At 58.8% G+C, this 25663-nt stretch carries 24 protein-coding genes; 14 read left to right on the top strand and 10 right to left on the bottom strand.

The features are described from left to right. Positions 1-96: 96 nt before the first annotated feature. Positions 97-1596 carry an aldehyde dehydrogenase family protein gene (locus KHQ23_RS00965; RefSeq protein ID WP_004140136.1) on the bottom strand — a complete coding sequence of 500 codons (1500 nt, stop codon included), beginning with the start codon at positions 1594-1596 and terminating at the stop codon, positions 97-99. Between the two features lie 235 nt (positions 1597-1831). Between KHQ23_RS00965 and feaR the strand changes: the two genes are divergently transcribed. Then, entirely contained in the window at positions 1832-2734 is a 903-nt protein-coding gene (feaR, locus tag KHQ23_RS00960) for a transcriptional regulator FeaR (protein ID WP_016947236.1), read from the top strand. Here the strand turns inward: feaR and KHQ23_RS00955 are convergent, their stop codons facing one another. Genes KHQ23_RS00955 through KHQ23_RS00945 form a run of 3 tightly spaced genes read right to left on the bottom strand, consistent with a single transcriptional unit; the run spans position 2735 to position 5887 of the window. Continuing rightward, on the bottom strand, positions 2735-3058 hold the full coding sequence (locus tag KHQ23_RS00955) for a YdbL family protein (protein ID WP_032434431.1): 324 nt from the start codon (positions 3056-3058) through the stop codon (positions 2735-2737). Between the two features lie 7 nt (positions 3059-3065). Continuing rightward, the gene (locus tag KHQ23_RS00950) at positions 3066-3251 is read right to left on the bottom strand and encodes a YnbE family lipoprotein (RefSeq protein ID WP_004140145.1); all 186 of its coding nucleotides are present in this window, start codon (positions 3249-3251) and stop codon (positions 3066-3068) included. Then, positions 3248-5887: a YdbH family protein gene (locus KHQ23_RS00945; RefSeq protein WP_032434429.1), complete on the bottom strand. Its 2640-nt coding sequence runs from the start codon at positions 5885-5887 to the stop codon at positions 3248-3250. The genes KHQ23_RS00950 and KHQ23_RS00945 overlap by 4 nt, the downstream gene beginning before the upstream one ends. 206 nt (positions 5888-6093) lie before the next feature. Here KHQ23_RS00945 and KHQ23_RS00940 point away from each other — a divergent pair, with 206 nt between their 5' ends. The 3 genes from KHQ23_RS00940 (at position 6094) to hslJ (ending at position 8294) form a co-directional block, all read left to right on the top strand. After that, on the top strand, positions 6094-6594 hold the full coding sequence (locus KHQ23_RS00940) for a DedA family protein (protein ID WP_002902516.1): 501 nt from the start codon (positions 6094-6096) through the stop codon (positions 6592-6594). A gap of 147 nt (positions 6595-6741) precedes the next feature. Continuing rightward, positions 6742-7731, top strand: coding sequence for a 2-hydroxyacid dehydrogenase (locus KHQ23_RS00935; RefSeq protein ID WP_002902515.1), 990 nt, complete (start codon positions 6742-6744; stop codon positions 7729-7731). Positions 7732-7853: 122 nt separating this feature from the next. Then, a complete protein-coding gene (hslJ, locus tag KHQ23_RS00930) occupies positions 7854-8294 on the top strand; it encodes a heat shock protein HslJ (protein WP_032434428.1) in 441 nt (146 codons plus the stop codon). 45 nt (positions 8295-8339) lie between these two features. On the opposite strand, the gene KHQ23_RS00925 is transcribed toward hslJ, so the two are convergent. Next, a complete protein-coding gene (locus tag KHQ23_RS00925; RefSeq protein WP_004140155.1) occupies positions 8340-8603 on the bottom strand; it encodes a DUF333 domain-containing protein in 264 nt (87 codons plus the stop codon). Positions 8604-8965: 362 nt separating this feature from the next. Here KHQ23_RS00925 and nifJ point away from each other — a divergent pair, with 362 nt between their 5' ends. The 5 genes from nifJ (at position 8966) to ttcA (ending at position 16015) form a co-directional block, all read left to right on the top strand. Further along, on the top strand, positions 8966-12493 hold the full coding sequence (gene nifJ / locus KHQ23_RS00920; protein WP_211776832.1) for a pyruvate:ferredoxin (flavodoxin) oxidoreductase: 3528 nt from the start codon (positions 8966-8968) through the stop codon (positions 12491-12493). Positions 12494-12849: 356 nt separating this feature from the next. Next, on the top strand, positions 12850-13974 hold the full coding sequence (gene ompK37 / locus KHQ23_RS00915; RefSeq protein WP_004176397.1) for a porin OmpK37: 1125 nt from the start codon (positions 12850-12852) through the stop codon (positions 13972-13974). Positions 13975-14117: 143 nt separating this feature from the next. Next, positions 14118-14330 (top strand): KTSC domain-containing protein, encoded by a 213-nt coding sequence (locus tag KHQ23_RS00910; protein WP_002902432.1) that lies wholly within the window; start codon positions 14118-14120, stop codon positions 14328-14330. Positions 14331-14411: 81 nt separating this feature from the next. Beyond that, positions 14412-14846, top strand: coding sequence for a universal stress protein UspF (uspF, locus tag KHQ23_RS00905; protein WP_004140161.1), 435 nt, complete (start codon positions 14412-14414; stop codon positions 14844-14846). A gap of 233 nt (positions 14847-15079) precedes the next feature. Next, positions 15080-16015 carry a tRNA 2-thiocytidine(32) synthetase TtcA gene (gene ttcA / locus KHQ23_RS00900; protein ID WP_002902422.1) on the top strand — a complete coding sequence of 312 codons (936 nt, stop codon included), beginning with the start codon at positions 15080-15082 and terminating at the stop codon, positions 16013-16015. Positions 16016-16060: 45 nt separating this feature from the next. Here ttcA and dbpA read toward each other — a convergent pair whose 3' ends face one another. The 3 genes from dbpA to zntB all read right to left on the bottom strand — a co-directional run bounded on the left by dbpA (position 16061) and on the right by zntB (position 18943). After that, positions 16061-17434: an ATP-dependent RNA helicase DbpA gene (dbpA, locus tag KHQ23_RS00895; RefSeq protein ID WP_004151591.1), complete on the bottom strand. Its 1374-nt coding sequence runs from the start codon at positions 17432-17434 to the stop codon at positions 16061-16063. Between the two features lie 14 nt (positions 17435-17448). After that, entirely contained in the window at positions 17449-17625 is a 177-nt protein-coding gene (locus KHQ23_RS26515; protein WP_303632692.1) for a hypothetical protein, read from the bottom strand. 334 nt (positions 17626-17959) lie between these two features. Continuing rightward, positions 17960-18943, bottom strand: coding sequence for a zinc transporter ZntB (gene zntB / locus KHQ23_RS00890; protein ID WP_004148192.1), 984 nt, complete (start codon positions 18941-18943; stop codon positions 17960-17962). A gap of 279 nt (positions 18944-19222) precedes the next feature. On the opposite strand from zntB, the gene KHQ23_RS00885 reads away from it, so the two are divergent. From KHQ23_RS00885 to KHQ23_RS00875, 3 genes are all read left to right on the top strand, one after another. Then, on the top strand, positions 19223-19966 hold the full coding sequence (locus tag KHQ23_RS00885) for a DeoR/GlpR family DNA-binding transcription regulator (protein ID WP_004213984.1): 744 nt from the start codon (positions 19223-19225) through the stop codon (positions 19964-19966). Next, positions 19929-21047: an oxidoreductase gene (locus KHQ23_RS00880; protein ID WP_020803981.1), complete on the top strand. Its 1119-nt coding sequence runs from the start codon at positions 19929-19931 to the stop codon at positions 21045-21047. The genes KHQ23_RS00885 and KHQ23_RS00880 overlap by 38 nt, the downstream gene beginning before the upstream one ends. Before the next feature lie 236 nt (positions 21048-21283). Beyond that, on the top strand, positions 21284-21478 hold the full coding sequence (locus tag KHQ23_RS00875) for a hypothetical protein (RefSeq protein WP_004176404.1): 195 nt from the start codon (positions 21284-21286) through the stop codon (positions 21476-21478). 112 nt (positions 21479-21590) lie between these two features. Here KHQ23_RS00875 and KHQ23_RS00870 read toward each other — a convergent pair whose 3' ends face one another. Together KHQ23_RS00870 and KHQ23_RS00865 are read right to left on the bottom strand one after the other, a co-directional pair. Then, the gene (locus KHQ23_RS00870; protein ID WP_211776833.1) at positions 21591-22337 is read right to left on the bottom strand and encodes a hypothetical protein; all 747 of its coding nucleotides are present in this window, start codon (positions 22335-22337) and stop codon (positions 21591-21593) included. Positions 22338-22587: 250 nt separating this feature from the next. After that, entirely contained in the window at positions 22588-23967 is a 1380-nt protein-coding gene (locus KHQ23_RS00865) for an amino acid permease (RefSeq protein ID WP_002902408.1), read from the bottom strand. Positions 23968-24301: 334 nt separating this feature from the next. Here KHQ23_RS00865 and KHQ23_RS00860 point away from each other — a divergent pair, with 334 nt between their 5' ends. Together KHQ23_RS00860 and KHQ23_RS00855 are read left to right on the top strand one after the other, a co-directional pair. Continuing rightward, positions 24302-24781: an Lrp/AsnC family transcriptional regulator gene (locus tag KHQ23_RS00860; protein ID WP_002902405.1), complete on the top strand. Its 480-nt coding sequence runs from the start codon at positions 24302-24304 to the stop codon at positions 24779-24781. 251 nt (positions 24782-25032) lie between these two features. After that, on the top strand, positions 25033-25647 hold the full coding sequence (locus KHQ23_RS00855; RefSeq protein WP_004176405.1) for a YitT family protein: 615 nt from the start codon (positions 25033-25035) through the stop codon (positions 25645-25647). The last annotated feature ends 16 nt before the right edge of the window (positions 25648-25663 follow it).

The raw sequence follows: 25663 nt of genomic DNA, 5'->3' as shown, positions 1-25663 counted from the left end.
CCAGATTAGGCAAAGATTGCCCTCCACAGTAGCGAGAAAGACCGGAAGTCGGCAAGGGGCGCGTCGGGAAAGCCTTTCGCCTTCCCCGACGGAGGGCTAGTAGCGCACGCAGACGGATTTGGTTTCGCACCAGCCGTCGAGCCAGTCAGGGCCGAAATCGCGGCCGGTACCAGACTGCTTCATGCCGCCGAAAGGCAGGTTGGCGTCAATCAGGGTATGGCTGTTGACCCATACCGTTCCCGCCTGCAGACGGTCGGTGTAGTTCAGGGCCTGGGTCAGATCGCGGGTCCAGACGCTGGCGGTCAGACCAAAATCGCTGTCGTTGGCCAGGCGCAGCGCCTCCTCGCCATCGGCCACTCGCACCAGGTTCACCACCGGGCCAAAAACCTCCTCACGGCTGAGACGCAGTCCGGCGTCGGGGTTTACCACCAGCGTCGGCGGAATATAGTACCCTCCCGCATCTGGTCCGGCGCTGCCGCTGATAAGCTCTGCCTTCTGCTGGCGAGCCTCTTCGAGGTAGGCCGCCACCTTGTCGCAGTGGGCCCGGGAGACCACCGGGTTGATCTGCGCCGTCTCCTGCATCCCCGGCCCCACCTGCAGCGATTTCACCGCCTGCTCGAAGCCGCTGACCAGGGTGTCAAACAGCGGCGCTTCGATGTAGATCCGCGAGCTGGCGGCGCAGACCTGCCCCTGATTGAGGAAGCTTCCGGTCATCAGCCCCTCAATAACCCACTGGGGGTCGGCGTCTTTGAGCACAATCGCCGGATTCTTGCCACCCAGCTCCAGCGTCACGCGGGTCAGGCGGTCGGCAGCCACGCGGGCAATCTGTTTCCCGGTCGCCGTCGAGCCGGTAAAGCTAACCTTCGCCACCTGCGGATGGGCGGTCAGCGCCGCGCCGCAGCCGGCGCCGCTGCCGGTGACCACGTTGAACACCCCGTCAGGAATGCCCGCCTGGGTCGCCAGCTCCGCCACCCGCAGCAGGGTCAGCGGGGTGGTTTCCGAGGGTTTGATGACGATCGAACAGCCCGCCGCCAGGGCCGGCATGACCTTCCACATGCCGATCATCAGCGGGAAATTCCACGGGACGATGCCCGCCACCACCCCGACCGGCTCTTTTTTGGTCCACGCCTGGTAACGCGCCCCTTGCGGGAACGGGATCGAAACGTCCAGCGTCCGGCCGCTGATCTTGGTGGTCAGCCCCGCGGTGTAGCGCATCCAGTTCAGGGTGCAGCCGACCTCAAAGGCGCGGGAAATGGCAATGGATTTCCCCTGCTCGAGGGTTTCCAGTTGCGCCAGCTCTTCGCCGTGCTGCTCCACCAGATCGGCAAAACGCAGCAGGATGCGTTCACGGTCAGCCGGGGTGCGCCCGGCCCAGCGGCGATCTACAAAAGCGCGCCAGGCGGACATCACCGCCCGGTCGACATCCGCCGGGCTGGCGTCGGCGGTGGTGGCAATCGCCTGCCCGGTGGCCGGATCCCAGACGGTTAACCGGTTTTCGCTCTGCGCGGCGCAGGGGGCGCCGTCGATATACAGGCCATGCTGACGGTCTAAAAACTGCTGGACGCTGGCAAGCAGCGCTATCTGTGAGGTGGACATACCCTTTCCTTATTCATCGCGGATAGTGCTTTCAGTCTATGTCTGGTTGGCGGTTGGCGCTTTTTTCTCTGTGACATTCGTTTGCGCCGCTGTGACAGTCGCCGCAATTCCGTCGTCTGCCCTCGCAGAAATGTGCCACGGGTAATAGTTCTTTCATATACCCGCCATCGCGCCCTTGCCTGAGGCGACACAAATGCAACAATGCGGAAACATTGTTATTACAGGAGAAGGGCGAATGATGACCACGGCAGAGGGGGGGCTGGCATATCAGCGCTGGCTGGCGACGATCAATCAGGTCTGCGGCCATTTCGCCGCCCGGCCGCTGAAGGAGAGTTTCCACGGCGAGATTGACGCCCGCTACGCCGGCAGCCTCAAGGTCAGTACCGTCACCGCCGCCGGCGTCAATCTCTACCGCACGCGCAATGAGATAAAACGCGATAACGACGCCTGGTTCTATACCGTGTTTCAGCTCGCCGGCGAAGCCATCATCGAACAGGACGATCGCCAGGTGACGCTGGCGGCAGGCGATATCACGTTAATCGACGCCGCCCGCCCATGCTCCATCGTCTGGCAGCAGACCTCGCGTCAGGCCTCGCTGCTGCTGCCGCGCCAGCGGGTGGCGCCCACAGGGGACATCACTACCGCCTGCCGGCTGGACAAATCTCTGCCAATGGTCCAGCTCAGCCAGCGACTGCTGCTGGAAAGCATGGGCGGCACGACGCTCTCCGCCAGCGAGAGCGAAGCCGCGCTGGAGGCGATCGCCTGCCTGTTGCGCCCGGTGCTGCATCAGCGCGATCCTGCCCCTTCCCGGCGGGAAAAGCAGTTTCAGAAGATTATTGCGTTAATCGATGCGTCCATTCAGTCGGAGCATCTGCGTCCGGAGTGGCTGGCCAGCGAGACGGGCATGTCGGTACGCAGCCTGTACCGGCTGTTTGCCGACCAGGGGCTGGTGGTGGCGCAGTATATTAAGAACCGGCGGTTGGATCTGTGTGCCCAGGCGTTACAGAATGTCCATGACGATGAAAAGCTGGCGGGGATCGGCTACCGCTGGGGCTTCAGCGACCACAGCCATTTCTCCACCGCCTTTAAGCAGCGCTTTGGCGTCACCCCGGGGGAATACCGCAAGCGCTGTCGCTAATTATTTGCGCACCCACTGGCCGTTCAATCCCTGGACGTACTCCCCGGGCTGCGCGCGGGCCACCAGCTTCTGCCCAGCCATTTTCGCCACTTCATCCACCGGCAGATTGTTGTCATCCGCCAGCTGCTGGTAGCTTTCGCTGCGCGCGGCGTTAATCAGCTTTACCAGCGCCAGCGTCTCTTTATCCTGACGCAGCGGCGCGAGATAGCCGTTCAGCGTCTCCCCCACTCGTCCCTGCTGGCGCGCTTCGCTCAGGGTCAACGCCAGCGCGGGCGCGCTGAGTAAAGCCAGCGTCAGCGCCGCGGTTAACAGTCGTTTTCTCATCGTCGCCTCAGAACAAATCGCTGCGGGATTTGAGCAGGTTTTCCACATCCTTATCGACCTTGATATGGATCTCATGCTCAATTTTGACATTCATATTGATGGTGATGGGCTCTTTCGACGCCGCGATTTCGATGCGCGGCGTACAGCCGGCGAGCAGCATCGACGCCACCATGGCCAGTAACAGCTTCTTCATTTAGGTTCCTTACATGTCTTACCGTCCGTACAGCGCCGTACGGGCAGCGTAGCATTCTGCTCGAGCCACGCCTGTAAATTGTCGCCGAAGCGCAAACTGCGCCACAGGTCGAAAATATTCTCTTCATGAGCGTAGTTTAAATGCACGGTACTGCTTTTCCCTTCCACCCGGCTGGTGCCGTTGATGCTGGCCTTAAGCGTCAACACGCCCAGATTATCGAGGTTAATCTGCGTCCACGAGCGGGAGATTTCCATATAGCGCAGCCAGTTAATCGCCGCCCCGGCGGAGACGTTATCCGCCACCAGCGCATCGGCGGTGTCTTTATCCAGCCGCAGGGTCATCGGTCCGTCATTGCGCAGCCAGCCGTCGTGGATAATCCATTGATTATTCTCCAGCCACAGCGGCAGCGCGCCGCTCACCGCGCCGGACATGGCGAACTGTTTCACCTTGACGGCGCTGGTCAGTTCGCTGCTGGAGATATGCTGCAGGCGGATCAACGCCGGGTCGCGCTGCGGCATACGCAGCTGCAGCAGCGTCAGTTTCCCGCCTAACAGATCGACGCTGACGTCGCTGAGCTGCAGCGGATTGGCCTCGCTCCACGGCCAGGTGCCCTGCAGGTCCGCCGTCAGATTACGCGCGGTGACCTGGTTGACGATTTCGCCAATGCGCAGGGAGACCGGGCGGCGGGTGCCCAGCTGCCAGTGACCATCGCTGAAGCGGAACGGCAGGACGAAGTCGACGCCGTTGATCTGGTTATCCGGCATCCAGACGCTGCCGCCCTTCAGGACGCCATGGCCGCCCGCCTCAAATCCCTGCCCGGCTGCCGCCGAGAAGGCCACCTGCGCGTAGAGACTGCCTTCACGCAGGTTCATCTTCCAGTCCGGCGGCACCAGCGGCTGGAACACCGTTAGCGACTGTTTTGGCCACCACGCCTGGCCGCGCAGCCGTTCGCCATCCCAGCGCCCGGACAGACGCACCGGACCGATAGCCTCGGCATGCAGGGCGCCGGTGAACTGGAACCACGTCGGGTCCCGACCGTCGAGGGCGAATTTCAGCGTTGAGGCCGGGAGATAGCTGCCGCCGGAGAAGGTGGTTTTGGCGGCGTCCAGCGACAGCGCGCCGGTCAAGCGCGGATGCTCAGCATCGCGCAGCCAGCGGATCGGCTGCTCGAGGGTCAGACGCGGGGTGCTGACCCGCATTGTGCCGTACTCAAGCTTATCGAAGCCGGTGGAGAGGCTGCTCAGGGTAATAGCATTGTCGCGCCACTCCCCGCTGCCCTTCACATCCCAGCGCGCCTGCATCGGGGTAAAATGTCCCTCGCCCCAGTAGCGCCACTGCCAGCGGCCGCTGTCGGGCAGAAAATCGCTCGCCTGACCGTCCAGATGCAGCGTAAAGTCGCCCATCTGCTGCTCATGGGCGCGAAGGATCGCCTGCAGGCGGCCATCGACGCCCTGCTGAGTGACCTTCACCCCGGCCAGCGGCCAGCGGATTTCGTCAATATTCAGCGCGTCGATCACCCGCCCGCGCGAGCGCAGCAACGCACCGGGGTGAAAAGCCAGCTGCGGGCTGATCAGCGGCCCGCTGAGCTGAGCCGGCAGCGCCGCGTATAGTATCATCTCCCCCAGCTTGGCCTCACCGGTGAGCCGCAGCGGCAGATCGCTGTTATCCATGCTCAGCTTGCCCGGACCAATATTCAGTACCGCATTGCCCTTCCCGGCATGCCCCTCGGTGAGAACATTCAGGCGACCGCTGACGATCATCTGTTCGGTGCCCTGCTGCCAGTTACCCACCGACAGCGCCACCCGCCCGCGCAGCGGATACGCCTCGTAACGGGTGCGCCAGCGGCCGTCGCTGATGGTGATCCGCTCCGGAGTGATCTCCCACGGCAGGTCCAGAATAGGCTCTACCTCACCCCGCGGGGTGACCAGCAGCTGGCCGCGATTGTGCTGCCACTCGAGCTCAGCATCGATCCATTCCGCAGTCTGCGGGAATTCGAAGGTGCCCTGCATCTGGCCGTCGACCGGCAGACCATCCGGCACCAGCGGCAGATGGAAGGTCCCCACCAGCTTCACCGGCGGCTGATCGTCAGTCAGCCGGGCGCTGAACTGGCTGACGGTGAGCGCCTGGCCGCGCAGGCGCGCCTGCAGACTCAGTTCCTTCCCGGCAAAGCCGATATCCTGCTGCGCAGGCGTTAATGACATTACCAGCCGCCCCTGCCATTTCTCCCACGGCGAGAGCCGCAGATTGTCAATGGTTAACCAGCTATAGGGCAACATCGATTGCCATTCGGCAAGCGTGCGCGGTGAACCGGGAGAGGGATCGCTGGCCGGCAATTTGCTCAGGCAGGCGCTGTTGATCTCCAGCTGGCCAATATGCAGCCGCCAGCGGCTGGGACGCGAGAGACGGGCATCGGTCACCCGGGCGATTTCACAGTCGCCCACCAGATAACGCAGATCGGGGATCAGCAGGGCCGACCGCGTCAGGCGCGGGCTCTCCTGCAAAGAGATACGCGTGCCCACGGGCAGCCAGATGCCCGCCAGCGTCGGCACCCAGTGGGTTAGCGTCAACAGCAGGGTTAGCGGCAATAACACCAGAACTAACACCAGCGCGATGGCGGCTTTATATTTACCCTTCATGGGCAGTTAATATCCTGATTCAACATAAGTAAAAGCCGAAAGGCGTCCATTGTGACACGTTCGACCAGTGAGTGAAAGTTTACGGCCTGTTAAAGCATAGTTGCCAGCCGGACTCGCGGCGCGACGTTCGGCCATTATCATTTAACTGTTGTTTAAGTCGCTCCTGCCACACTCCAGCCAGACGGGAATAGCTTGCGGGAGAGGCGGTGTCGTTAATTATCTCGCTCATAGAGAGCGCACAGGACCACTATCCATGGGTATTGCTGATTGTTTTTCTGCTTACCTTCACTAAATCCTGCGCATTGGTCTCGCTGGCAATCCCCGGCACCTCCGGCCTGCTGCTGCTGGGAACATTCGCTTCCGCCAGCCTCGGACATTTCCTGTTAATGTGGTCCAGCGCCAGCCTCGGCGCCATCGGCGGATTCTGGCTATCGTGGCGGCTGGGCATTCGCTACCGTCATCGCCTCACCCATCTACGCTGGCTGACCGCCGAGCGTCTGGCCCGCAGCCGCCTCTTCTTTCAGCGCTATGGCCCGTGGGCTATCTTTTTCAGCCGCTTTCTCTCTCCCCTGAGGGCTACGCTGCCCTTCGTTAGCGGCGCCAGCAGTCTGCCGCTGTGGTCGTTTCAGCTGGCTAACGTCAGCTCCGGTCTGCTGTGGCCGCTTCTGCTGCTCGCCCCCGGCGCTTTCAGCCTCAGTTTGTGGTGAAAAAACTTTGTCTTTCAAAGAGATTCCGCAAGTCCGCGATATGCTCTAGAATTAGGATTAGCACCCTCTCATTAAACTATTTTTTAATAATTGTACCATTATTTTAAATATGCTACCGTGACGGTATAATCACTGGAGAAAAGTCTTATGAAAATCGCGGTTTATAGTACGAAGCAGTACGATAAAAAGTACCTGCAGCACGTTAATGATGCATACGGCTTTGAACTGGAATTCTTCGATTTCCTGCTGACAGCGAAGACTGCCAAAACCGCCAACGGTTGCGAAGCGGTATGTATCTTCGTCAATGACGACGGCAGCCGCCCGGTGCTGGAAGAGCTGAAGGCCCACGGGGTGAAATATATCGCCCTGCGCTGCGCCGGGTTTAACAACGTCGACCTTGAGGCGGCAAAGGAGCTTGGCCTGCGCGTCGTGCGCGTTCCAGCTTACTCTCCGGAAGCGGTCGCTGAGCATGCGATCGGTATGATGATGTCGCTCAACCGCCGCATCCACCGCGCTTACCAGCGTACCCGCGATGCCAATTTCTCCCTCGAAGGCCTCACCGGCTTCACCATGTACGGCAAAACCGCCGGGGTGATCGGCACCGGGAAAATTGGCGTAGCGATGTTGCGGATCCTTAAAGGCTTCGGCATGCGCCTGCTGGCGTTCGACCCGTACCCAAGCGCCGCCGCGCTGGAGCTGGGGGTGGAATATGTTGACCTCGCCACGCTGTACAAGGAATCGGACGTGATCTCCCTGCACTGTCCGCTGACCGACGAAAACTACCACCTGCTCAATCGCGAAGCCTTCGATCAGATGAAAGACGGGGTGATGGTGATCAACACCAGCCGCGGCGCCCTGATCGACTCCCAGGCGGCCATCGACGCCCTGAAGCACCAGAAAATTGGCGCGCTGGGGCTGGACGTTTATGAGAACGAACGCGATCTGTTCTTTGAAGACAAATCCAACGACGTGATCCAGGACGATGTCTTCCGCCGCCTCTCCGCCTGCCATAACGTGCTGTTTACCGGCCACCAGGCGTTCCTCACCGCCGAGGCGCTGATCAGCATTTCGGAGACCACTCTGGGTAACCTGCAGCAGGTCGCCAACGGCGAAACCTGTCCGAACGCCATCGTCTAATGCCTTTCCCTTTTGTGCTCCTCTCCCGGGGGGAGCACATTCAGATAATCCCCACAGATCCCCGCTGCGATACCGTTACACTGGCTTGGTTTTATTAGTTATGTGAATGTTTTGGAGTGAAAATGAACAAATTTGCGGCGCTTCTGGCGGCAGGTATGCTGCTGTCCGGCTGTGTCTATAACAGTAAAGTGTCCACCGGTGCGGAACAGCTGCAGCATCATCGTTTCGTGCTGACCAGCGTCAACGGCCAGGCGGTCAACGCCAGCGACCGGCCGCTGGAGCTGAGCTTCGGTGAGAAGATGGCTATTACCGGCAAGATGTATGTATCCGGCAATATGTGCAACGGCTTTAGCGGGGAAGGTAAAGTGTCGGACGGCGAGCTGAAGGTCAAATCGCTGGCGATGACCCGGATGCTGTGCCACGACGCCCAGCTCAATACCCTGGATGCGACGATCAACAAGATGCTGCGCGAGGGTGCGCAGGTCGATCTGACGGAAAACCAGTTGACGCTGGCGACCGCCGACCAGACGCTGGTCTATAAGCTCGCCGACCTGATGCACTAGCCGGCGTTGAGGTGCCGCTGACGCTGCCCCGCGACGGGGCCGCTGTTAGTAGCCGCAGCTGCCGCCCGCCAGCGCCTGCTCGCTGCAGCGTTTGCCGTTCGGCAGCGCGCACATGCCAATCGCCGAACCATCGAGCTGACGAGCCACCGATAACGAGCCGCCTATCATGGCGCAGTTGGCCTGACCGGCGTCGCTCATCGCCGCCCGCATTCCCGGCGTGACGTGCGCCGCCGTGGCCTGCTGAACGGGTTCACTACTGCACGCGGACAGCAACAGCGCCGCACATCCTACTAACATCGCAGCTCGCATTCTCTCTCCCCTCGGAAACGTCTTAAAAAAGCAAACCCCAGAATAATAGGCAGCGTGGCGGGCGGCGTCGAGAGGGGAAGTACGTATTTATGCGCCTCATTAACATTTTCTAGCAAATTTTCGCCTAAAGCTTGATCTGCCTCGGCCATGTCGCCCGGCGCAGGTGGTTCCTCTCCCGGCAGGCAGCCATTTTCTCCGCGAACCACGCAAAATATTGATCTGGTCACGGGTACCCGGCGCATTGAGGACACAAATGCAAAAATGGCGGGGTCAGCGGTTTGCTAAACTACCCCTTATATAATTACAGGGCGCGTCGCGGTTTCACGCGTCCATTCTTTTGCGCAATGTAAGGGTGTCTTCATATGATTACGATTGATGGTAATGGCGCGGTCGCTTCCGTCGCGTTTCGCACCAGTGAAGTTATCGCCATCTACCCGATCACGCCCAGTTCAACGATGGCGGAACAGGCTGACGCCTGGGCCGGCAATGGGCTGAAAAACGTCTGGGGCGATGTTCCCCGCGTGGTCGAAATGCAGTCGGAGGCGGGCGCCATTGGCGCCGTACATGGCGCGCTGCAGACCGGCGCCCTCTCCACCTCCTTTACCTCATCGCAGGGCCTGCTGCTGATGATCCCCACCCTGTACAAACTGGCCGGCCAGCTGATGCCGTTTGTGCTGCACGTCGCCGCCCGCACTGTCGCTACCCATGCGTTGTCGATCTTCGGCGACCATTCCGATGTCATGGCCGTCCGCCAGACCGGGTGCGCCATGCTGTGCGCCAGCAGCGTTCAGGAAGCGCAGGATTTCGCGCTAATCTCGCATATCGCCACCCTGCAAAGCCGGGTGCCGTTTATTCATTTCTTTGATGGTTTCCGTACTTCGCACGAAATCAACAAAATCGCCCCGCTGGCGGATGACACTATTCGCGCCCTGCTGCCGCAGGATAAGATCGCTGAGCATCGCCAGCGCGCGCTCAACCCGGAACACCCAGTGATCCGCGGAACCTCGGCCAACCCCGACACTTATTTCCAGTCCCGGGAGGCCACCAATCCGTGGTACGACGCGGTGTATGACCATGTCGAGAAAGCGATGGACGACTTCGCTGCCGCCACCGGCCGTCAGTACAAACCGTTTGAGTTTTACGGCCACCCGCAGGCAGAGCGCGTGATCGTCATTATGGGCTCGGCCATCGGCACCTGCGAAGAGGTGGTCGATGAGTTGCTGAGTCGCGGCGAGAAAGTCGGCGTGCTAAAAGTCCGCCTCTATCGCCCGTTCTCCGCCGCCCACCTGCTGGCGGCGCTGCCGGAGAGCGCCCGCGCGGTTGCCGTACTGGATCGCACCAAAGAACCCGGCGCGCTTGCCGAACCGCTTTACCTCGACGTGATGACCGCCCTGGCGGAAGCCTTTAACCGCGGCGAGCGCGAGACGCTACCGCGCACTATCGGCGGCCGCTACGGTCTCTCCTCCAAGGAGTTTGGTCCGGAATGCGTGCTGGCGATATTCAGTGAACTGCAGGCCGCCCAGCCGAAGCCGCGCTTTACCGTCGGGATCTATGATGACGTGACCAACCTGTCGCTGCCGTTGGGCGAAAATACCCTGCCGGCAGAGGCCAAGCTCGAGGCCCTGTTCTACGGCCTCGGCAGCGACGGCAGCGTGTCAGCCACCAAAAACAACATCAAAATCATCGGCAACTCGACCCCATGGTTCTCCCAGGGCTATTTTGTCTATGACTCGAAGAAAGCGGGCGGCCTCACCGTCTCGCATCTGCGGGTCAGCGAAAAACCGATTCGTTCATCGTATCTGATTTCGCAGGCTGATTTCGTCGGCTGCCACCAGCTGCAGTTTATCGATAAATACCAGATGGCCGAGCGGCTGAAGCCCGGCGGCATTTTCCTGCTCAACACGCCGTACAGCGCCGATGAGGTCTGGTCCCGCCTGCCCCAGGAAGTCCAGGCCACCCTGAATCAGAAAAAAGCGCGTTTTTACGTGGTCAACGCGGCAAAGATCGCCCGCGAATGCAGCCTCGGGGCGCGCATTAATACCGTGATGCAGATGGCCTTTTTCCATTTAACCCAGATCCTGCCGGGTGATAGCGCGCTGGCGGAACTGCAGGCAGCCATCGCCAAAAGCTACAGCAGTAAAGGTCAGGAGCTGGTGGAGCGCAACTGGCAGGCGCTGGCCCTGGCCCGTGAATCACTGGCGGAAGTACCGCTCCAGCCGGTGAACGCCAGCAGTCCGAACCGCCCGCCGGTGGTCTCCGACGCCGCGCCGGATTTCGTCAAAACGGTCACCGCCGCGATGCTGGCCGGGCTCGGCGATGCGCTGCCGGTCTCTGCCCTGCCGCCGGACGGCACCTGGCCCATGGGCACCACCCGCTGGGAGAAACGCAACATCGCCGAAGAGATCCCCCTCTGGAAGGAAGCGCTGTGTACTCAGTGCAACCACTGCGTCGCCGCCTGCCCGCACTCGGCGATCCGCGCCAAAGTGGTCGCCCCGGAAGAGATGAAGAACGCCCCTGCCAGCCTGCATTCGCTGGATGTGAAATCCCGCGATATGCGCGGGCAGAAATACGTTCTGCAGGTCGCCCCGGAAGACTGCACCGGCTGCAACCTGTGCGTCGAAGTGTGCCCGGCAAAAGACCGCCAGAACCCGGAGATCAAGGCCATCAATATGATGTCCCGCCTGGAGCATGTGGAAGAGGAGAAGGTCAATTACGAGTACTTCCTCAACCTGCCGGAAATCGACCGCAGCAAACTTGAGCGCATTGATATTCGCACCTCGCAGCTGATCAGCCCGCTGTTTGAATACTCCGGCGCCTGCTCGGGCTGTGGCGAAACGCCGTATATCAAACTGCTGACCCAGCTGTACGGCGACCGAATGCTGATTGCCAACGCCACCGGCTGCTCCTCCATTTACGGCGGCAACCTGCCCTCGACACCGTACACTACCGACGCCAACGGCCGCGGCCCGGCGTGGGCCAACTCGCTGTTTGAGGATAACGCCGAATTCGGGCTCGGCTTCCGCTTGACCGTCGACCAGCATCGCCAGCGCGTGATGCGCCTGCTGAGCGAATTCGCCGACAAGCTGCCGGCAGAGCTGAACGCGGCGCTGCACGCCGAGGCGACGCCGGAAGTTCGCCGCGAACAGGTGGCGGCCCTGCGTCAGGCGTTGGCCGGCGTGGCGGGTGCTGAAGAGCTGCTGACCGATGCCGACGCGCTGGTGGAGAAATCCGTCTGGCTGATCGGCGGCGACGGCTGGGCTTACGATATCGGCTTCGGCGGCCTGGACCATGTACTGAGCCTGACGGAAAACGTCAATATTCTGGTGCTGGACACCCAGTGTTACTCCAACACCGGCGGGCAGGCGTCAAAAGCCACCCCTCTGGGAGCAGTGACTAAGTTTGGCGAGCATGGCAAACGCAAGGCGCGTAAAGATCTGGGCGTCAGCATGATGATGTACGGTCATGTTTATGTGGCGCAAATTTCGCTGGGCGCGCAGCTGAACCAGACGGTGAAAGCGATTCAGGAAGCGGAAGCCTATCCGGGGCCATCGCTGATCATCGCCTATAGCCCTTGCGAAGAGCATGGCTACGATCTGGCGCTCAGCCACGACCAGATGCGTCAGCTGACCGCCACCGGCTTCTGGCCGCTCTACCGCTTCGACCCGCGTCGGGCAGACGAAGGCAAGATCCCGCTGGCGCTAGATTCCCGTCCGCCATCAGACGCGCTGGCCGAGACGCTGCTTAATGAGCAACGTTTCCGCCGCCTGAACGCCCAGCAGCCTGAAGTGGCGGAGCAGCTATGGAAAGACGCCGCCGCCGATCTGCAGAAGCGCTATGACTTCCTCGCCCAGCTGGCTGGCAAAGCGGAGAAATCGCCAAGCGAAGGTTAACCGCCCCGTCACCTTTGTCCATAAAAAAAGCCCGAACACAACGTTCGGGCTTGTCGTTTTACCGATAAACAACATCATTCCGCAGAATGAGACGGCAACAATAAATTATTGGCATGACAATAAAGGCATATAACGCGCAAATAATACGTGATTAGCCCGGGCATGTATAATTTTTATTTTGTATATTATCTATAAATGCATTCAGCATAATTATCACCATTTCATTGGTATTACTTATTTTAGATTTTACTTATATCGTAACAATTGAGTCTTACCGGATCTCAGACCGCTCCTTTAGCATGAGTTCACTTCCCACCCGGAAGTTAAAACATAAAAACAGTTAAAGGAATTTCTTCATGAAAAGAAAAGTACTGGCCCTCGTTATTCCGGCTTTATTAGCCGCCGGTGCCGCGCATGCGGCGGAAATTTATAATAAAGACGGGAATAAATTAGATCTCTATGGCAAGGTAGATGGTCTGCATTATTTCTCCAGCGACTCGAAAAAAGACGGCGATCAAACTTATTTACGTTTTGGCTTTAAAGGCGAAACCCAGATCAACGATATGCTTACCGGCTATGGCCAGTGGGAATATAACGTTCAGGCCAACAACACCGAGACCTCCAGCGATCAGGCGTGGACCCGTCTGGCATTCGCCGGTATCAAAGTGGGCGATTACGGCTCCTTCGACTACGGTCGTAACTACGGCGTGCTGTACGACGTTGAAGGCTGGACCGATATGCTGCCGGAGTTCGGCGGCGACTCCTACACCTATGCGGATAACTTTATGGCAGGCCGCGCCAACGGCGTCGCAACCTACCGCAACAGCGATTTCTTCGGTCTGGTGGAGGGTCTGAACTTCGCCCTGCAGTATCAGGGTAAAAACGAAGGCCAGAACGCGCAGGATATCAACGTCGGCACCAATAACCGCAGCAGCGACAGCGATGTTCGCTTCGACAATGGCGATGGTTTCGGCCTCTCCACTTCCTACGACTTCGGCATGGGCATCAGCGCGGCGGCAGCTTACACCTCGTCTGACCGTACTAACGATCAGATGACCCAGACCAACGCGCGCGGCGATAAAGCGGAAGCCTGGACCGCCGGCCTGAAGTACGACGCCAACGATATCTACCTGGCGACCATGTACTCTGAAACCCGCAATATGACCCCGTACGGCAATGACGGCGTGGCCAATAAAACGCAAAACTTCGAAGTCACCGCGCAGTATCAGTTCGACTTCGGCCTGCGTCCGGCCATCTCCTACCTGCAGTCCAAAGGCAAAGATCTGTACAATAACGGCCGCTATGCCGATAAAGATCTGGTCAAATATATGGACGTTGGCGCAACCTATTACTTCAACCGTAATATGTCCACCTATGTTGATTACAAAATCAACCTGCTGGATGGTAACGACAAATTCTACGAAGACAACGGTATCTCTACCGATAACATCGTCGCCCTGGGCCTGGTTTACCAGTTCTGATGCGCCTGCCCGCCGGTTCCGGCGGGCTTTCCCCCACCCGCCTCGCTGCAGATAAAACAAAACGCTATATCTCGCGGACTAAAATAGCCGTCCGTTTAATGATATAGTCATGGCCAGTCAGTGCTTGCCCGAGGACGTCCATCATGCACCACCATCCGGTTAAATCTTCCCGAATTATCTCCGTCGCCTACGATGACGCCTCCGCCACACTGGAAATCTATTTCTATCACCAGCCGCCATTACAATATACCGGGGTCCCACCGCGTATTTTTCATGATTTTTTACAGGTGGTGTCAAAAGGCCGGTATTATGACGGGGTGATCAAAGGAAAATTTCCCGAACGCAAGCTACGTTAATGTCAAAGTGTGACTGCGGTCATGATACAAAACGTGTCCTAATACCGTACAATATGAAGGGATACTTAAACAGGAGGTTTTATGAGCAGAATGATTCTTGTCCCTATCGATATCTCCGATAAAGAATTTACTGAACGCATTATCAGTCACGTTGAATCGGAAGCGCGGATTGACGACGCCGAGGTGCATTTCCTCACCGTGATCCCTTCTCTGCCCTATTATGCCTCACTGGGAATGGCCTATACCGCTGAGCTTCCCGGCATGGACGAGCTGCGTGAGGGTTCTGAAACGCAATTGAAAGAGATCGCGAAGCAGTTCTCCATCCCGGAAGACCGGATGCATTTTCACGTCGCGGAAGGATCGCCAAAAGATAAAATCCTTGCGCTGGCTAAGTCGCTGCCAGCCGACCTGGTGATCATCGCTTCGCACCGACCGGATATCACAACTTATCTGCTGGGCTCCAACGCCGCCGCGGTGGTTCGTCACGCCGAGTGCTCGGTACTGGTGGTCCGCTAACGCCGCAGCCCGCCGCCCGGCGGGCTTTTTATTTCCGCATCAGCCGCCCCCGCCTGGCTGCTCGCTGCCGAAAGTGCCGGAAAGATGCTGACATTCCGCCCCTGAATCCGTACCATACACGCCACGGTTGCCTGTCAAACCTCAATAATTGCTACGCGCCAGCGCCACGTTGTTCAGCGGCTGGCAGAATGCGTGCTCTTCTGATGCCACACTATGAATTGAGCCACTATTACATGCTGCAAAACCAAGAAATCAGTAAAAAAGAAAAGTACAACATCGATAAGCTGCAGAAACGTCTGCGCCGCAACGTCGGTGAGGCGATTGCCGACTTCAATATGATTGAAGAGGGCGACCGCATTATGGTTTGTCTTTCAGGCGGCAAGGACAGCTATACCATGCTGGAGATCCTGCGCAATCTGCAGAAAAGCGCGCCCATCTCCTTCTCGCTGGTGGCGGTGAACCTCGATCAGAAGCAGCCAGGGTTCCCGGAGCATATTCTGCCGGCGTATCTGGAGCAGCTGGGGGTTGAATACAAGATTGTCGAAGAGAACACCTACGGCATCGTCAAAGAGAAGATCCCGGAAGGAAAAACCACCTGCTCGCTGTGCTCTCGCCTGCGTCGCGGCATCCTCTATCGTACCGCCACCGAGCTCGGGGCGACCAAGATCGCCCTCGGCCATCATCGCGACGATATCCTGCAGACGCTGTTTTTGAATATGTTCTACGGCGGCAAAATGAAAGGGATGCCGCCGAAGCTGATGAGCGACGACGGCAAACACATCGTCATCCGCCCGCTGGCCTACTGCCGCGAAAAGGACATCGAGCGCTTCTCCCAGGCCAAAGGCTTCCCGATTATTCCGTGCAACCTGTGCGGTTCGCAGCCAAACCTGCAGCGCCAGGTGATCGCCGATATGCTCCGCGACTGGGATAAGCGTTATCCTGGGCGCATTGAAACCATGTTCAGCGCGATGCAGAACGTGGTGCCTTCGCACCTGAGCGACGTCAATCTGTTTGATTTTAAAGGTATCACCCACGGCTCAGAGGTGGTGGATGGTGGCGATCTGGCGTTTGACCGGGAAGATATTCCCCTGCAGCCCGCCGGCTGGCAGCCGGAAGAAGAAGACGCCCGTCTCGATGAGCTGCGTCTGAACGTGGTGGAAGTGAAATAACCCTCACGCGTCTCAGGCAGCCGCCTGAGACGCACTCTCCTGCCCTTACTTCAGCAGTCGTACGCGGCAGGATTTACCTTTGATCTTGCCATTTTGTAACTGCTTATACGCCTTCTGCGCCATATTCTGGCGGATCGCCACATAGACGTGGGCAGGGTGGACGGTAATTTTGCCGATATCGGCACCATCAAAGCCCATATCCCCGGTCAGGGCTCCCAGCACATCTCCCGGGCGCATTTTCGCCTTTTTCCCACCGTCGATACACAGCGTCGCCATCTCCGCCGTCAGCGGCGCGATGGTGTTGCCCGTCGGCGCCGGCAGCCAGTTCAGGGAAAGCTGCAGCATGTCGGCCAGAATAGTGGCGCGCTGCGCCTCTTCCGGCGCACAGAAGCTGATGGCCAGCCCTTGTTCACCGGCGCGGGCGGTACGGCCGATGCGGTGAACATGCACCTCCGGATCCCAGGCCAGCTCGAAATTCACCACCAGCGCCAGGGATTTGATGTCCAGACCGCGGGCAGCGACGTCGGTCGCCACCAGAACCCGGACGCTGCCGTTAGCGAAGCGCACCAGCGTCTGATCGCGATCGCGCTGCTCAAGGTCACCATGCAGCGACAAGGCGCTCTGCCCGGCAGCGTTGAGCGCATCGCAGACCGCCTGGCAATCGCGTTTGGTATTGCAGAACACCACGCAGGATGCGGGCTGATGCTGGCTGAGCAGGCGCTGCAGCAGGGCAATCTTACCGTGGCGGGAAACTTCAAAGAACTGCTGTTCAATCGCCGGGAGCGCGTCGACAGTGTCGATCTCAATGGTCTGCGGATTGCGCTGCACCCGGCCGCTGATCGCCGCGATTGCCGCCGGCCAGGTAGCAGAGAACAGCAGCGTCTGCCGGTCAGCCGGTGCGAAGCGGATCACCTCATCAATGGCATCGCTAAAGCCCATATCGAGCATGCGGTCCGCTTCGTCCATCACCAGGGTCTGCAGCGCGTCAAGGGAGACCGTTCCCTTCTGCAGATGATCGAGCAGACGGCCCGGGGTGGCGACGATAATATGCGGGGCATGCTGCAGGGAATCTCGCTGGGCGCCAAAGGGCTGCCCGCCGCAGAGCATCAGAATCTTGATGTTCGGCAGGCAGCGCGCCAGGCGGCGCAGCTCGCCGGCGACCTGATCGGCCAGCTCGCGGGTCGGGCATAACACCAGCGACTGGGTCTCGAAGCGCGCCGGATCGATATGCTGCAGCAGACCCAGCCCAAATGCGGCCGTTTTTCCGCTGCCGGTTTTTGCCTGCACGCGCACATCTTTCCCCGCGAGGATCGCCGGCAGGGCGGCGGCCTGAACCGGGGTCATCGACAGATAACCCAGCTCGTTAAGGTTGGCTAATTGGGCGGCAGGTAAAACAGTCAGGGTAGAAAAAGCGGTCACAATGTATTCTCGTATTAAAAGGCAGACAATCTGCAGGCGCGTATCCTCGCAGATCTCCGCGCCTGATGCGACAATTTAATCGGCTCTTCGTCAGGCGGCGGATCGGGCTGGGGCTGCGGACGCGGTCGTGGATCGGGTAAAGGAGCCGGATCGTTCGGCTCGGGCGAGATAGGGATAGACTGGGCTGTCAGCTCTGAAGCGTAATACATAGAGGCCTCCCGGAGAGTGATACGGGCGTACCCGCAGGCGTCAACGGCCAGAAACCGTCGGGTGTCTTAGTAAGGGTAGAAGCTGGTCCGGAGAGCGCAAAAAAAAAGCCGACTCAACAAAGCCGGCGTCGTACGAATCAATTGTGCTATGCAGTAATTCAAAAAAGGAAGTAAGACAATATGGAGCGCAACGCCCATCGCTTGACGTTGCATTCACCTGCGAGAGAGATATTGCCCTGAATGGGTAGATGGTTTATTGATTTCGCTCAAACATTGCCGGGTTTTCCCGGCACTACAGCCGCTAAAAGGCGATTCTTTACAGCCATTTACTGCGATGTAACCACCACGCAACACCACCGATGACAACGACTAACATCAAGCAGAAAAGGCTAAACCCCAGATGCCAGCTGTTGCCAGGGATCCCGCCGAGGTTGACGCCGAACAGGCCGGTTAAAAAGGTGCTGGGTAGAAACACCATCGCCATCAATGACATGGTATAGGTCCGCCGCGCCAGCGACTCCTGCATAATCTGGGCGATCTCGTCGCTCATGATCGCCGTCCGCGCGATACAGCTGTCGATCTCATCCAGACCGCGCCCCAGCCGCTCGGCGATATCCTGCATTCGCCGCCGCTGATCGTCACTCATCCACGGCAGCCGCTCGCTGGCCAGCCGGGCATAAACGTCGCGCTGCGGCGCCATATAGCGGCGCATCACAATCAGCTGCTTACGCAGCAGCGCGAGAAATCCGCGCGGCGGCACCTGCTGATCGAGCAGGTCGTCTTCCAGGTCGATAATGCGATCGTGCAGTTGTTCGATAAACTCGCTGGCATGATCGGTCAACGCATCGCAGACCTCCACCAGCCAGCTGCCGCCGTCCGTCGGGCCATTACCTTCCTTCAGGTCGCCCAGCACATCGTCCAGCGCCAGCACTTTGCGCTGACGAGTGGAGACGATCAGCCGCTCATCCATATACAGGCGCATCGCCACCAGCTGGTCGGGCCGCTCATCGGTACTGCCGTTGATACAGCGCAGGGTGATCAGCGCCCCGTCACCGATCCGCGTCACCCGCGGCCGGGTGCTCTCCCCCGCCAGGGCATCGCGTACGTTATTGGGCAGCAACGGGGTGGCCGCCAGCCAGTCGGCGCTGTCGCTATGGGTATAGTTGAGATGCAGCCAGCAAGGCTTGTCTTTGTCGATAATATCGTCATCGGCGAGCGGCTTAACGCCCCCCTGCCCGTCGAGCACCCACGCGAAGATCGCGTCCGGTATCTGCAACTCCGAGCCTTTAATCGCGTCCACTCAACCTCCGTTAATCCATATCTGCTAAATTACGCGCCTTCTCTATAAGGTACGCGAAAGCACGCATTCTTGCTTTTAATGACCCGGAAATACAGGCCTAGTCGCTTCATTGAAAAGCGCATTCGCCCCCGGTCGCGGCTCTCCCCTCATTTAACGTTAAAACTTAGTGAAATCAAGTTCTTCACGATTCAACACATACAGAGCGACGTTTTGCCGTTTATTTTGCAACTTCTTGCTGTATTATGCTGTTTATTGCGTTAATTTGCGGAGTCAATGGCCATGCATAAGCTCGCCAGGCAAAAACATATTCTCGACAGGCTTAGCGAAACCGGTCAGCTGAGCATCAGCGAACTGGTTGCAGAGCTGCAGGTGTCGGCCGATACCATTCGCCGCGATCTGAGCGACCTGGAACAACAGGGCGTGCTGCAGAAAAGCCACGGCGGGGCCATCGCCCTTAACGTCCCGGCCATGACGCGCCAGGGCAGAAACGCTCTTCTCACCCAGACCAAGCAGCGCCTGGGTCAGCAGGTCGCCGCGCGCATTCCCTCTGGCTCGACGCTGTTTCTCGACGCCGGAAGCACGCTGTTGGCGGTGGCAGCCCAGCTGAAAGGGCCGTTGACCGTGATCACGGCATCTCTGGATATCGCTCAGCTGTTCAGCGACCGTGCCGATATCCAGCTGATCCTGCTTGGCGGCCAGTGGGATAGTAAACAACGGCTGTTCGCCGGCAGCGCCACCCTGGCGCTGGTCACCCGCTACCGGGCCGATATCGCCATTCTCGGCGCCTGCGCGCTCCATGCCGGGCTGGGGCTGAGCGCCAGCCAGGAAGCTGATGCCGACGTTAAACGCGCCATGCTGGCCGCCAGCGCCGAGCACTGGCTGGTGGCGGACCATACCAAACTCAACCGCTGCGAACCGTGGCGGGTGGCCGGACTCAGCGACATTCACCATCTTTTTCTTGATCGTCCCTGGGCTGAGCTGGGGGATGACCCCGCCCTCTCTGTACATATTGCTGACGCTTAACAACGTGGAGAACCTGATGAGTAACAACACGATAAATATCGCCCTGATTGGCTACGGATTCGTCGGTAAGACCTTCCACGCGCCGCTTATCCGTTCGGTGCCGGGGCTGAACCTGGCGTTCGTCGCTTCCCGCGATGAAGAGAAGGTCAAACGCGACCTGCCGGACGTCACGGTGATCGCCTCCCCGGAAGCTGCGGTCCAGCATCCGGACGTTGACCTGGTGGTCATCGCCTCTCCTAACGCCACGCACGCCCCGCTGGCACGTCTGGCGCTGAACGCCGGCAAACATGTGGTGGTGGATAAGCCCTTTACCCTCGATATGCAGGAGGCCCGGGAGCTGATCGCCCTGGCGGAGGAGAAACAGCGTCTGCTCTCCGTCTTCCATAACCGCCGCTGGGACAGCGACTATCTCGGGATCCGTCAGGTGATTGAGCAAGGCACCCTCGGCGCGGTGAAACATTTCGAGTCGCATTTCGACCGCTTCCGCCCGGAAGTCCGCGTCCGCTGGCGCGAGCAGAACGTCCCGGGCAGCGGCTTGTGGTTCGACCTGGGGCCGCACCTGATCGACCAGGCGCTGCAGCTATTTGGTTTGCCGCAGTCGGTGCAAGGTAACATAGCCACCCTGCGCGACGGGGCGGAGATCAACGACTGGGCGCATGTGGTATTAAACTACCCGGCGCATAAAGTGATCCTGCACTGCAGCATGCTGGTCGCGGGCGGCTCGTCGCGCTTCACCGTGCACGGCGATAAAGGTAGCGTTATCAAAGCGCGGGCCGACCAACAGGAGAGCCAGCTGCTGGCGGGCGTGGTACCGGGCAGCGCCGACTGGGGCCAGGATGACGACCCGCTGGTTATCTATGATGCCTCGCTGCAGGCCCACGCGCAGGCTACCCCGCAGGGCGATCAGCGCCAGTACTATATGCTGATCCGCGATGCGCTGAAGGGCCAGATCGCCAATCCGGTGCCGCCGGTGGAAGCGCTGGCGGTGATGGCCGTTCTGGAAGCGGCGGTGCGCTCTGCTGAAAGTGGTATGGTGCAGACCCTGGACCTGTCCGACGACGAGCGCAACACGCTGCGCTAATCCGCCCTGTTCTCCGGTTACCTGCGCGGCCCGCAGGTAACCGCTACTTTTGCGCCACCTTAGAAAAAATCACTATCTATCCGCAGATTAACATTGCTTTATCCTGCTCCATGGTGCAAAGCACCGCTGGAAATTTCAGCCAATTGGGAGGAGGATAGAATGCAGATCGATCGTAATGAGAAAGAGGTTGCTGACGCTGTGGACGCGGCAACCTTACTACCGGACAGGAGAAGCGCATGTATTACACGTTAGGAGATACCACTCTCCATTTTTATCGCTATCAGTGCAAATTTTACGTCGCCCACTGGGAAGGGGGTAACGTGATGAGCGAAAAATTTAAATCGTTTATCGAACAGATCACTGAGAAGACCGGGCTGGATGCGAAACGCGTCGAGACCGCCGCGCGCGATTATTTTACTAACGTGGATTAACAGGCAGTGCTGTTCGTAAGAGACAAGCTGGTGCGGTAGCCGCGCAGGCTAACCCCACCTTTCACCGCCAGGACGCCTCGCGCCGCCTGGCGGCTTCTCTATTCTGCCAGCATTAAACGGTAGTCAGTTTTGCCAGAATGGCGGCGAAGGCGTCATTAACCTTATCGCCGGCGAGCAGTTTTTTACGCAACGTGAAGCTTCTGCCGCTGGAACGGATCAGCAGCCGGACTTTCGCATCATTATTGCTGCGTTCAACTACGGCAACATCCCGCAAGGGAATAACGTAGGTATCGGCATAGAGCCCCGGCGTAAATATCATCGACTCGCCGCTCACGCCAATCACCACCCGATTTTGCAGACGATAGCCATTGCACAGCGCAACAATACCGGCGGCAATAAATACTCCGCCTATCCCCATGCCAATCATTAAAATAATGATCCCGGCGATGAGCGCCAGCGCCCCTTGGGGATAAAAGCCTGAGTCATAAAAGGTTAATAGCTGCTGGTTATCAGCCTCGCCCACTGCCGTGGTTGATCGCCAGGGCGTAAATCCGGCGTTAATCCGCGTTTGCAAGCTGAACAGACTACCCATCAGAAAGATCACGCTGGCGGGCACCATCACGATACCGCCAACAAACGCCAGCACAATGGCCAGATAAGGATAGCGGCCAGACAGCATAATGCTGAGCGTCTGAACCACCACGGCGATAAACAGGGCCAGCACCAGCCAGGACCATACGCCGTCCGCCCGACTATGGAAGTTCAGCTGTCCTTCATCAAGTAATAAATTTCGCGCGACAAAACAGATAATAATATTGACGAACAGGCCTATCCAGGCCAGCTTGTGCACATGCTTCATACCCTACTCCATTATGGTTTTTACTATTCCATTTCCAGGCATTATTAAATACAGTCTCAATGCCGGCTGGATAGTAGCAAAGCGGTACGCAAGATCAATAAAAAGCGCGCGGTCTCCTCACATTCTAATTTATATTCAGCGTGATATTGTTAGTTATCATTTATCGTAATTATATAAACCATCCTATATATTGGCGCTATATATTTTCAGCGCAATAATATCGCCCTGCCGCCAGGTAGGGCGTCGCAGATTAACGCTCCTCAAGCGCCGCCACCGGCGCCGGCGCGCTTTTCCTGCGCAGCAGATAGCCTGCAGCAAGGATCAGCAGCCATACCGGGATCAGGCAGACGGAGATGCGGATGTCCGGGGTCAGATACATCACCCCGAGGATCGCGGCGAGAAACAGCAGACACAGCCAGTTTGTCAGGGGATAGGCGAAACTCTGGAAAGCCGTTACCTTCCCCGCCCGCTGCATGGCGCGGCGGAACTTAAGATGAGTGATGCAGATCATCGCCCAGTTGATGACCAGGGCGGCCACCACCAGGGCCATCAGCAGGGCAAAGGCTTTCCCGGGCATCACATAGTTAATCACCACGCAAAGCGCCGTGGCGACGGCGGATACCGCCAGGGCGGTCAATGGGATCCCGCGGTGGTTCACCCGCAGCAGCGCACGCGGGGCGTTGCCCTGCTGAGCCAGGCCGAACAGCATCCGGCTGTTACAGTAGACGCAGCTGTTGTAGACCGACAGCGCGGCGGTGAGCACCACCAGATTGAGGGCGTTGGCCACAATATTGCTGTCAATGGCGTGAAAGATCAGCACAAAGGGGCTTCCCCCTTCCACGACGTTCCGCCACGGGTAGAGTGACAGCAGGACCGCCAGCGACCCCACGTAAAACAGCAGAATACGGTAGATCACCTGGTTGGTGGCTTTGGGAATGGTTTTATGCGGTTCGTCGGCTTCCGCCGCGGTGATCCCCACCAGCTCAAGCCCGCCGAAGGAGAACATGATCACCGCCATGGCCATCACCAAGCCCGTGATGCCGTTAGGGAAAAATCCCCCGTCCTGCCACAGGTTGGCCACCGTCGCCGCCGGGCCGCCGTGACCGCTAAATAACAGATAGCAGCCAAAGGCGATCATGCTGATGATGGCGGCCACTTTGACAATCGAGAACCAGAACTCCAGCTCGCCATACACTTTGACGTGCGTCAGGTTGATGGCGTTGATCGCCACGAAGAAGATCGCCGCCGACAGCCAGGTGGGTACCTCCGGCCACCAGTACTGAATATAGATCCCCACCGCCGTCAGCTCCGCCATGCTTACCAGCACGTACAACACCCAGTAATTCCAGCCGGACATAAACCCGGCGAAGGGCCCCCAGTAGCGGTTGGCGAAATGGCTGAACGACCCCGCCACCGGCTCCTCTACCACCATTTCGCCAAGCTGACGCATGATAAAGAAAGCGATAACCCCGGCGATGGCGTACCCCAGCAGGACCGACGGGCCTGCCATACGGATCGTTTGCGCGATACCTAAAAACAGTCCGGTGCCGACCGCCCCCCCGAGGGCGATCAACTGGATGTGGCGGTTTTTTAACCCGCGTTTTAACTGATGCTCTTGCTGCGTTGTCATCTCTGACCTGCCCCTGTCTGTAAAAAGTCACGTTCGCCGGTAGCAACTTTCAGGCCAGCGGAGCGTCTTGCAGCGTCAGACAAAAATTAATTAATTGAAATATATTCAAATATTCTTTTCAAATCAGTTCCGGTAGCTGGTCATGTCGGCGCCGACCTGGCGCATCACACGCGAAAACTGGCCAGATAACGCACAGATCATGAGAAAAAGAGCGGATTAATGCATGAACCTGACCCGTTTTGGTGCATCCGGTTTGCCGCCGTCCGCTCAGGCTTCACGCCAGGCAAAAAACTGTTAGGCTGGTAGCCACTTTTACGTTCCGCTAGTGGCCACTATGTACAACATCGACGACTATGATCTGAAAATACTTACCCTGCTGCAGGCCAATGGCCGTTTAACCAATCAGGAGCTGAGCGAGCTTATCGGCCTGTCCGCTTCCCAGTGTTCGCGCCGCCGTATCGCCCTTGAACAGGCACAGCTTATCCTCGGCTACCATGCGCGTCTGGCGCCGGATGCAGCCGGGCAGGAGATGCTTGGCCTGATTGAGGTGCGTCTGCTGAATCACACCCCGCAATGCGTGGAGAGTTTTCATCAGATGCTCAGTGAAGTGGACGCCATTCTGGACGCCTGGAAAACCACCGGCGACGCCGATTATCTGCTGCGGGTAACGGTCCCGGACCTGCCCGGTCTGAGCCATTTGATCAGCCATATTCTGGCGCAAAACAAAGGGGTGGCCCATCTGAAAACCGCCGTCGTGCTCAACCGCCTTAAAGAGAACGGCCAGCTGATGCCGGGCACGACCCCGCTGCGCTGAACCGGGGCACAGTGCCCTGCGCTGGTGCAGACGCGGGGCCAGACAATGCGCGACAAGCGGCAAATTCGCACAATTCACGTATTCGGAAACCATAAAACGCACGACCCGTGCAATTTCCTCTTCCTGTCAGAACAACAGGTTAGGCTAAACCACGGCTATTTTTTCCGCAAACGCTCGCCAGGGCACGCTCCTCTGGTGCGATTTTTGCAAACAAGAGCTTATCCTTGTTAACGAAAAGATAGTGCTTATTTATGGATAACGTCCTTTCCCCTGAAAAACTGACCCACACCTGGCTGGAGGATGCCCTGGCGCTGCTGTTCGGCACGCTGATGATCTCCTTTGGCATTATCCTCTTTCGCCAGGCTGGCGCCCTGACCGGCGGGACGGCGGGCATGGCCTTTCTGATCCACTACGCCACCCACTTGCCGTTCGGCGTGGTTTTCTTCGCCATTAATCTGCCCTTCTACTGGCTCTCCGTCCGGCGGATGGGCGCCGCCTTCACGCTGAAAACCTTCTGCGCGGTCGGACTGGTGTCGCTGTTCTCCGACCTGCACGGCTACTTTATCCATGTCGATCGCCTGAACCCCTATTACGCCACCCTCTTCGGCAACATCATGGTCGGCATCGGCTTTGTGGTGCTGTTCCGCCATAAAGCGAGTCTCGGCGGCGTCAATATTCTGGCCCTCTATCTGCAGGATAAAAGCGGCATCCGCGCCGGTAAATTCCAGATGGTAGTGGACGCCTGCATCGTCACCGCCTCGCTGTGGGTGGTTAGCCTGCCGATGCTGCTGGTCTCTGTCCTCGGCGCCGTGATTTTGAATTCGATTATCGCCATGAACCACCGCCCCGGACGCTATGCGGTGTAATGGCTTCACCTTTAAC

The sequence above is a fragment of the Klebsiella sp. 64 genome, assembly GCF_018223915.1.
GTDB lineage: Bacteria > Pseudomonadota > Gammaproteobacteria > Enterobacterales > Enterobacteriaceae > Klebsiella > Klebsiella pneumoniae.
This window is presented reverse-complemented; position numbering and strand designations above follow the sequence as displayed.

Coding starts and splice junctions, on each gene's coding strand:
- KHQ23_RS00875 (WP_004176404.1), top strand. CDS start 21,284: ATGTATTACACGTTAGGAGATACCACTCTCCATTTTTATCGCTATCAG.
- ompK37 (WP_004176397.1), top strand. CDS start 12,850: ATGAAAAGAAAAGTACTGGCCCTCGTTATTCCGGCTTTATTAGCCGCC.
- KHQ23_RS00860 (WP_002902405.1), top strand. CDS start 24,302: ATGTACAACATCGACGACTATGATCTGAAAATACTTACCCTGCTGCAG.
- KHQ23_RS00935 (WP_002902515.1), top strand. CDS start 6,742: ATGAAAATCGCGGTTTATAGTACGAAGCAGTACGATAAAAAGTACCTG.
- KHQ23_RS00925 (WP_004140155.1), bottom strand. CDS start 8,603: ATGCGAGCTGCGATGTTAGTAGGATGTGCGGCGCTGTTGCTGTCCGCG.
- KHQ23_RS00910 (WP_002902432.1), top strand. CDS start 14,118: ATGCACCACCATCCGGTTAAATCTTCCCGAATTATCTCCGTCGCCTAC.
- nifJ (WP_211776832.1), top strand. CDS start 8,966: ATGATTACGATTGATGGTAATGGCGCGGTCGCTTCCGTCGCGTTTCGC.
- ttcA (WP_002902422.1), top strand. CDS start 15,080: ATGCTGCAAAACCAAGAAATCAGTAAAAAAGAAAAGTACAACATCGAT.
- KHQ23_RS00870 (WP_211776833.1), bottom strand. CDS start 22,337: ATGAAGCATGTGCACAAGCTGGCCTGGATAGGCCTGTTCGTCAATATT.
- KHQ23_RS00965 (WP_004140136.1), bottom strand. CDS start 1,596: ATGTCCACCTCACAGATAGCGCTGCTTGCCAGCGTCCAGCAGTTTTTA.
- KHQ23_RS00885 (WP_004213984.1), top strand. CDS start 19,223: ATGCATAAGCTCGCCAGGCAAAAACATATTCTCGACAGGCTTAGCGAA.
- KHQ23_RS00880 (WP_020803981.1), top strand. CDS start 19,929: ATGACCCCGCCCTCTCTGTACATATTGCTGACGCTTAACAACGTGGAG.
- KHQ23_RS00865 (WP_002902408.1), bottom strand. CDS start 23,967: ATGACAACGCAGCAAGAGCATCAGTTAAAACGCGGGTTAAAAAACCGC.
- uspF (WP_004140161.1), top strand. CDS start 14,412: ATGAGCAGAATGATTCTTGTCCCTATCGATATCTCCGATAAAGAATTT.
- KHQ23_RS00950 (WP_004140145.1), bottom strand. CDS start 3,251: ATGAAGAAGCTGTTACTGGCCATGGTGGCGTCGATGCTGCTCGCCGGC.
- feaR (WP_016947236.1), top strand. CDS start 1,832: ATGATGACCACGGCAGAGGGGGGGCTGGCATATCAGCGCTGGCTGGCG.
- KHQ23_RS00945 (WP_032434429.1), bottom strand. CDS start 5,887: ATGAAGGGTAAATATAAAGCCGCCATCGCGCTGGTGTTAGTTCTGGTG.
- hslJ (WP_032434428.1), top strand. CDS start 7,854: ATGAACAAATTTGCGGCGCTTCTGGCGGCAGGTATGCTGCTGTCCGGC.
- KHQ23_RS00955 (WP_032434431.1), bottom strand. CDS start 3,058: ATGAGAAAACGACTGTTAACCGCGGCGCTGACGCTGGCTTTACTCAGC.
- KHQ23_RS00855 (WP_004176405.1), top strand. CDS start 25,033: ATGGATAACGTCCTTTCCCCTGAAAAACTGACCCACACCTGGCTGGAG.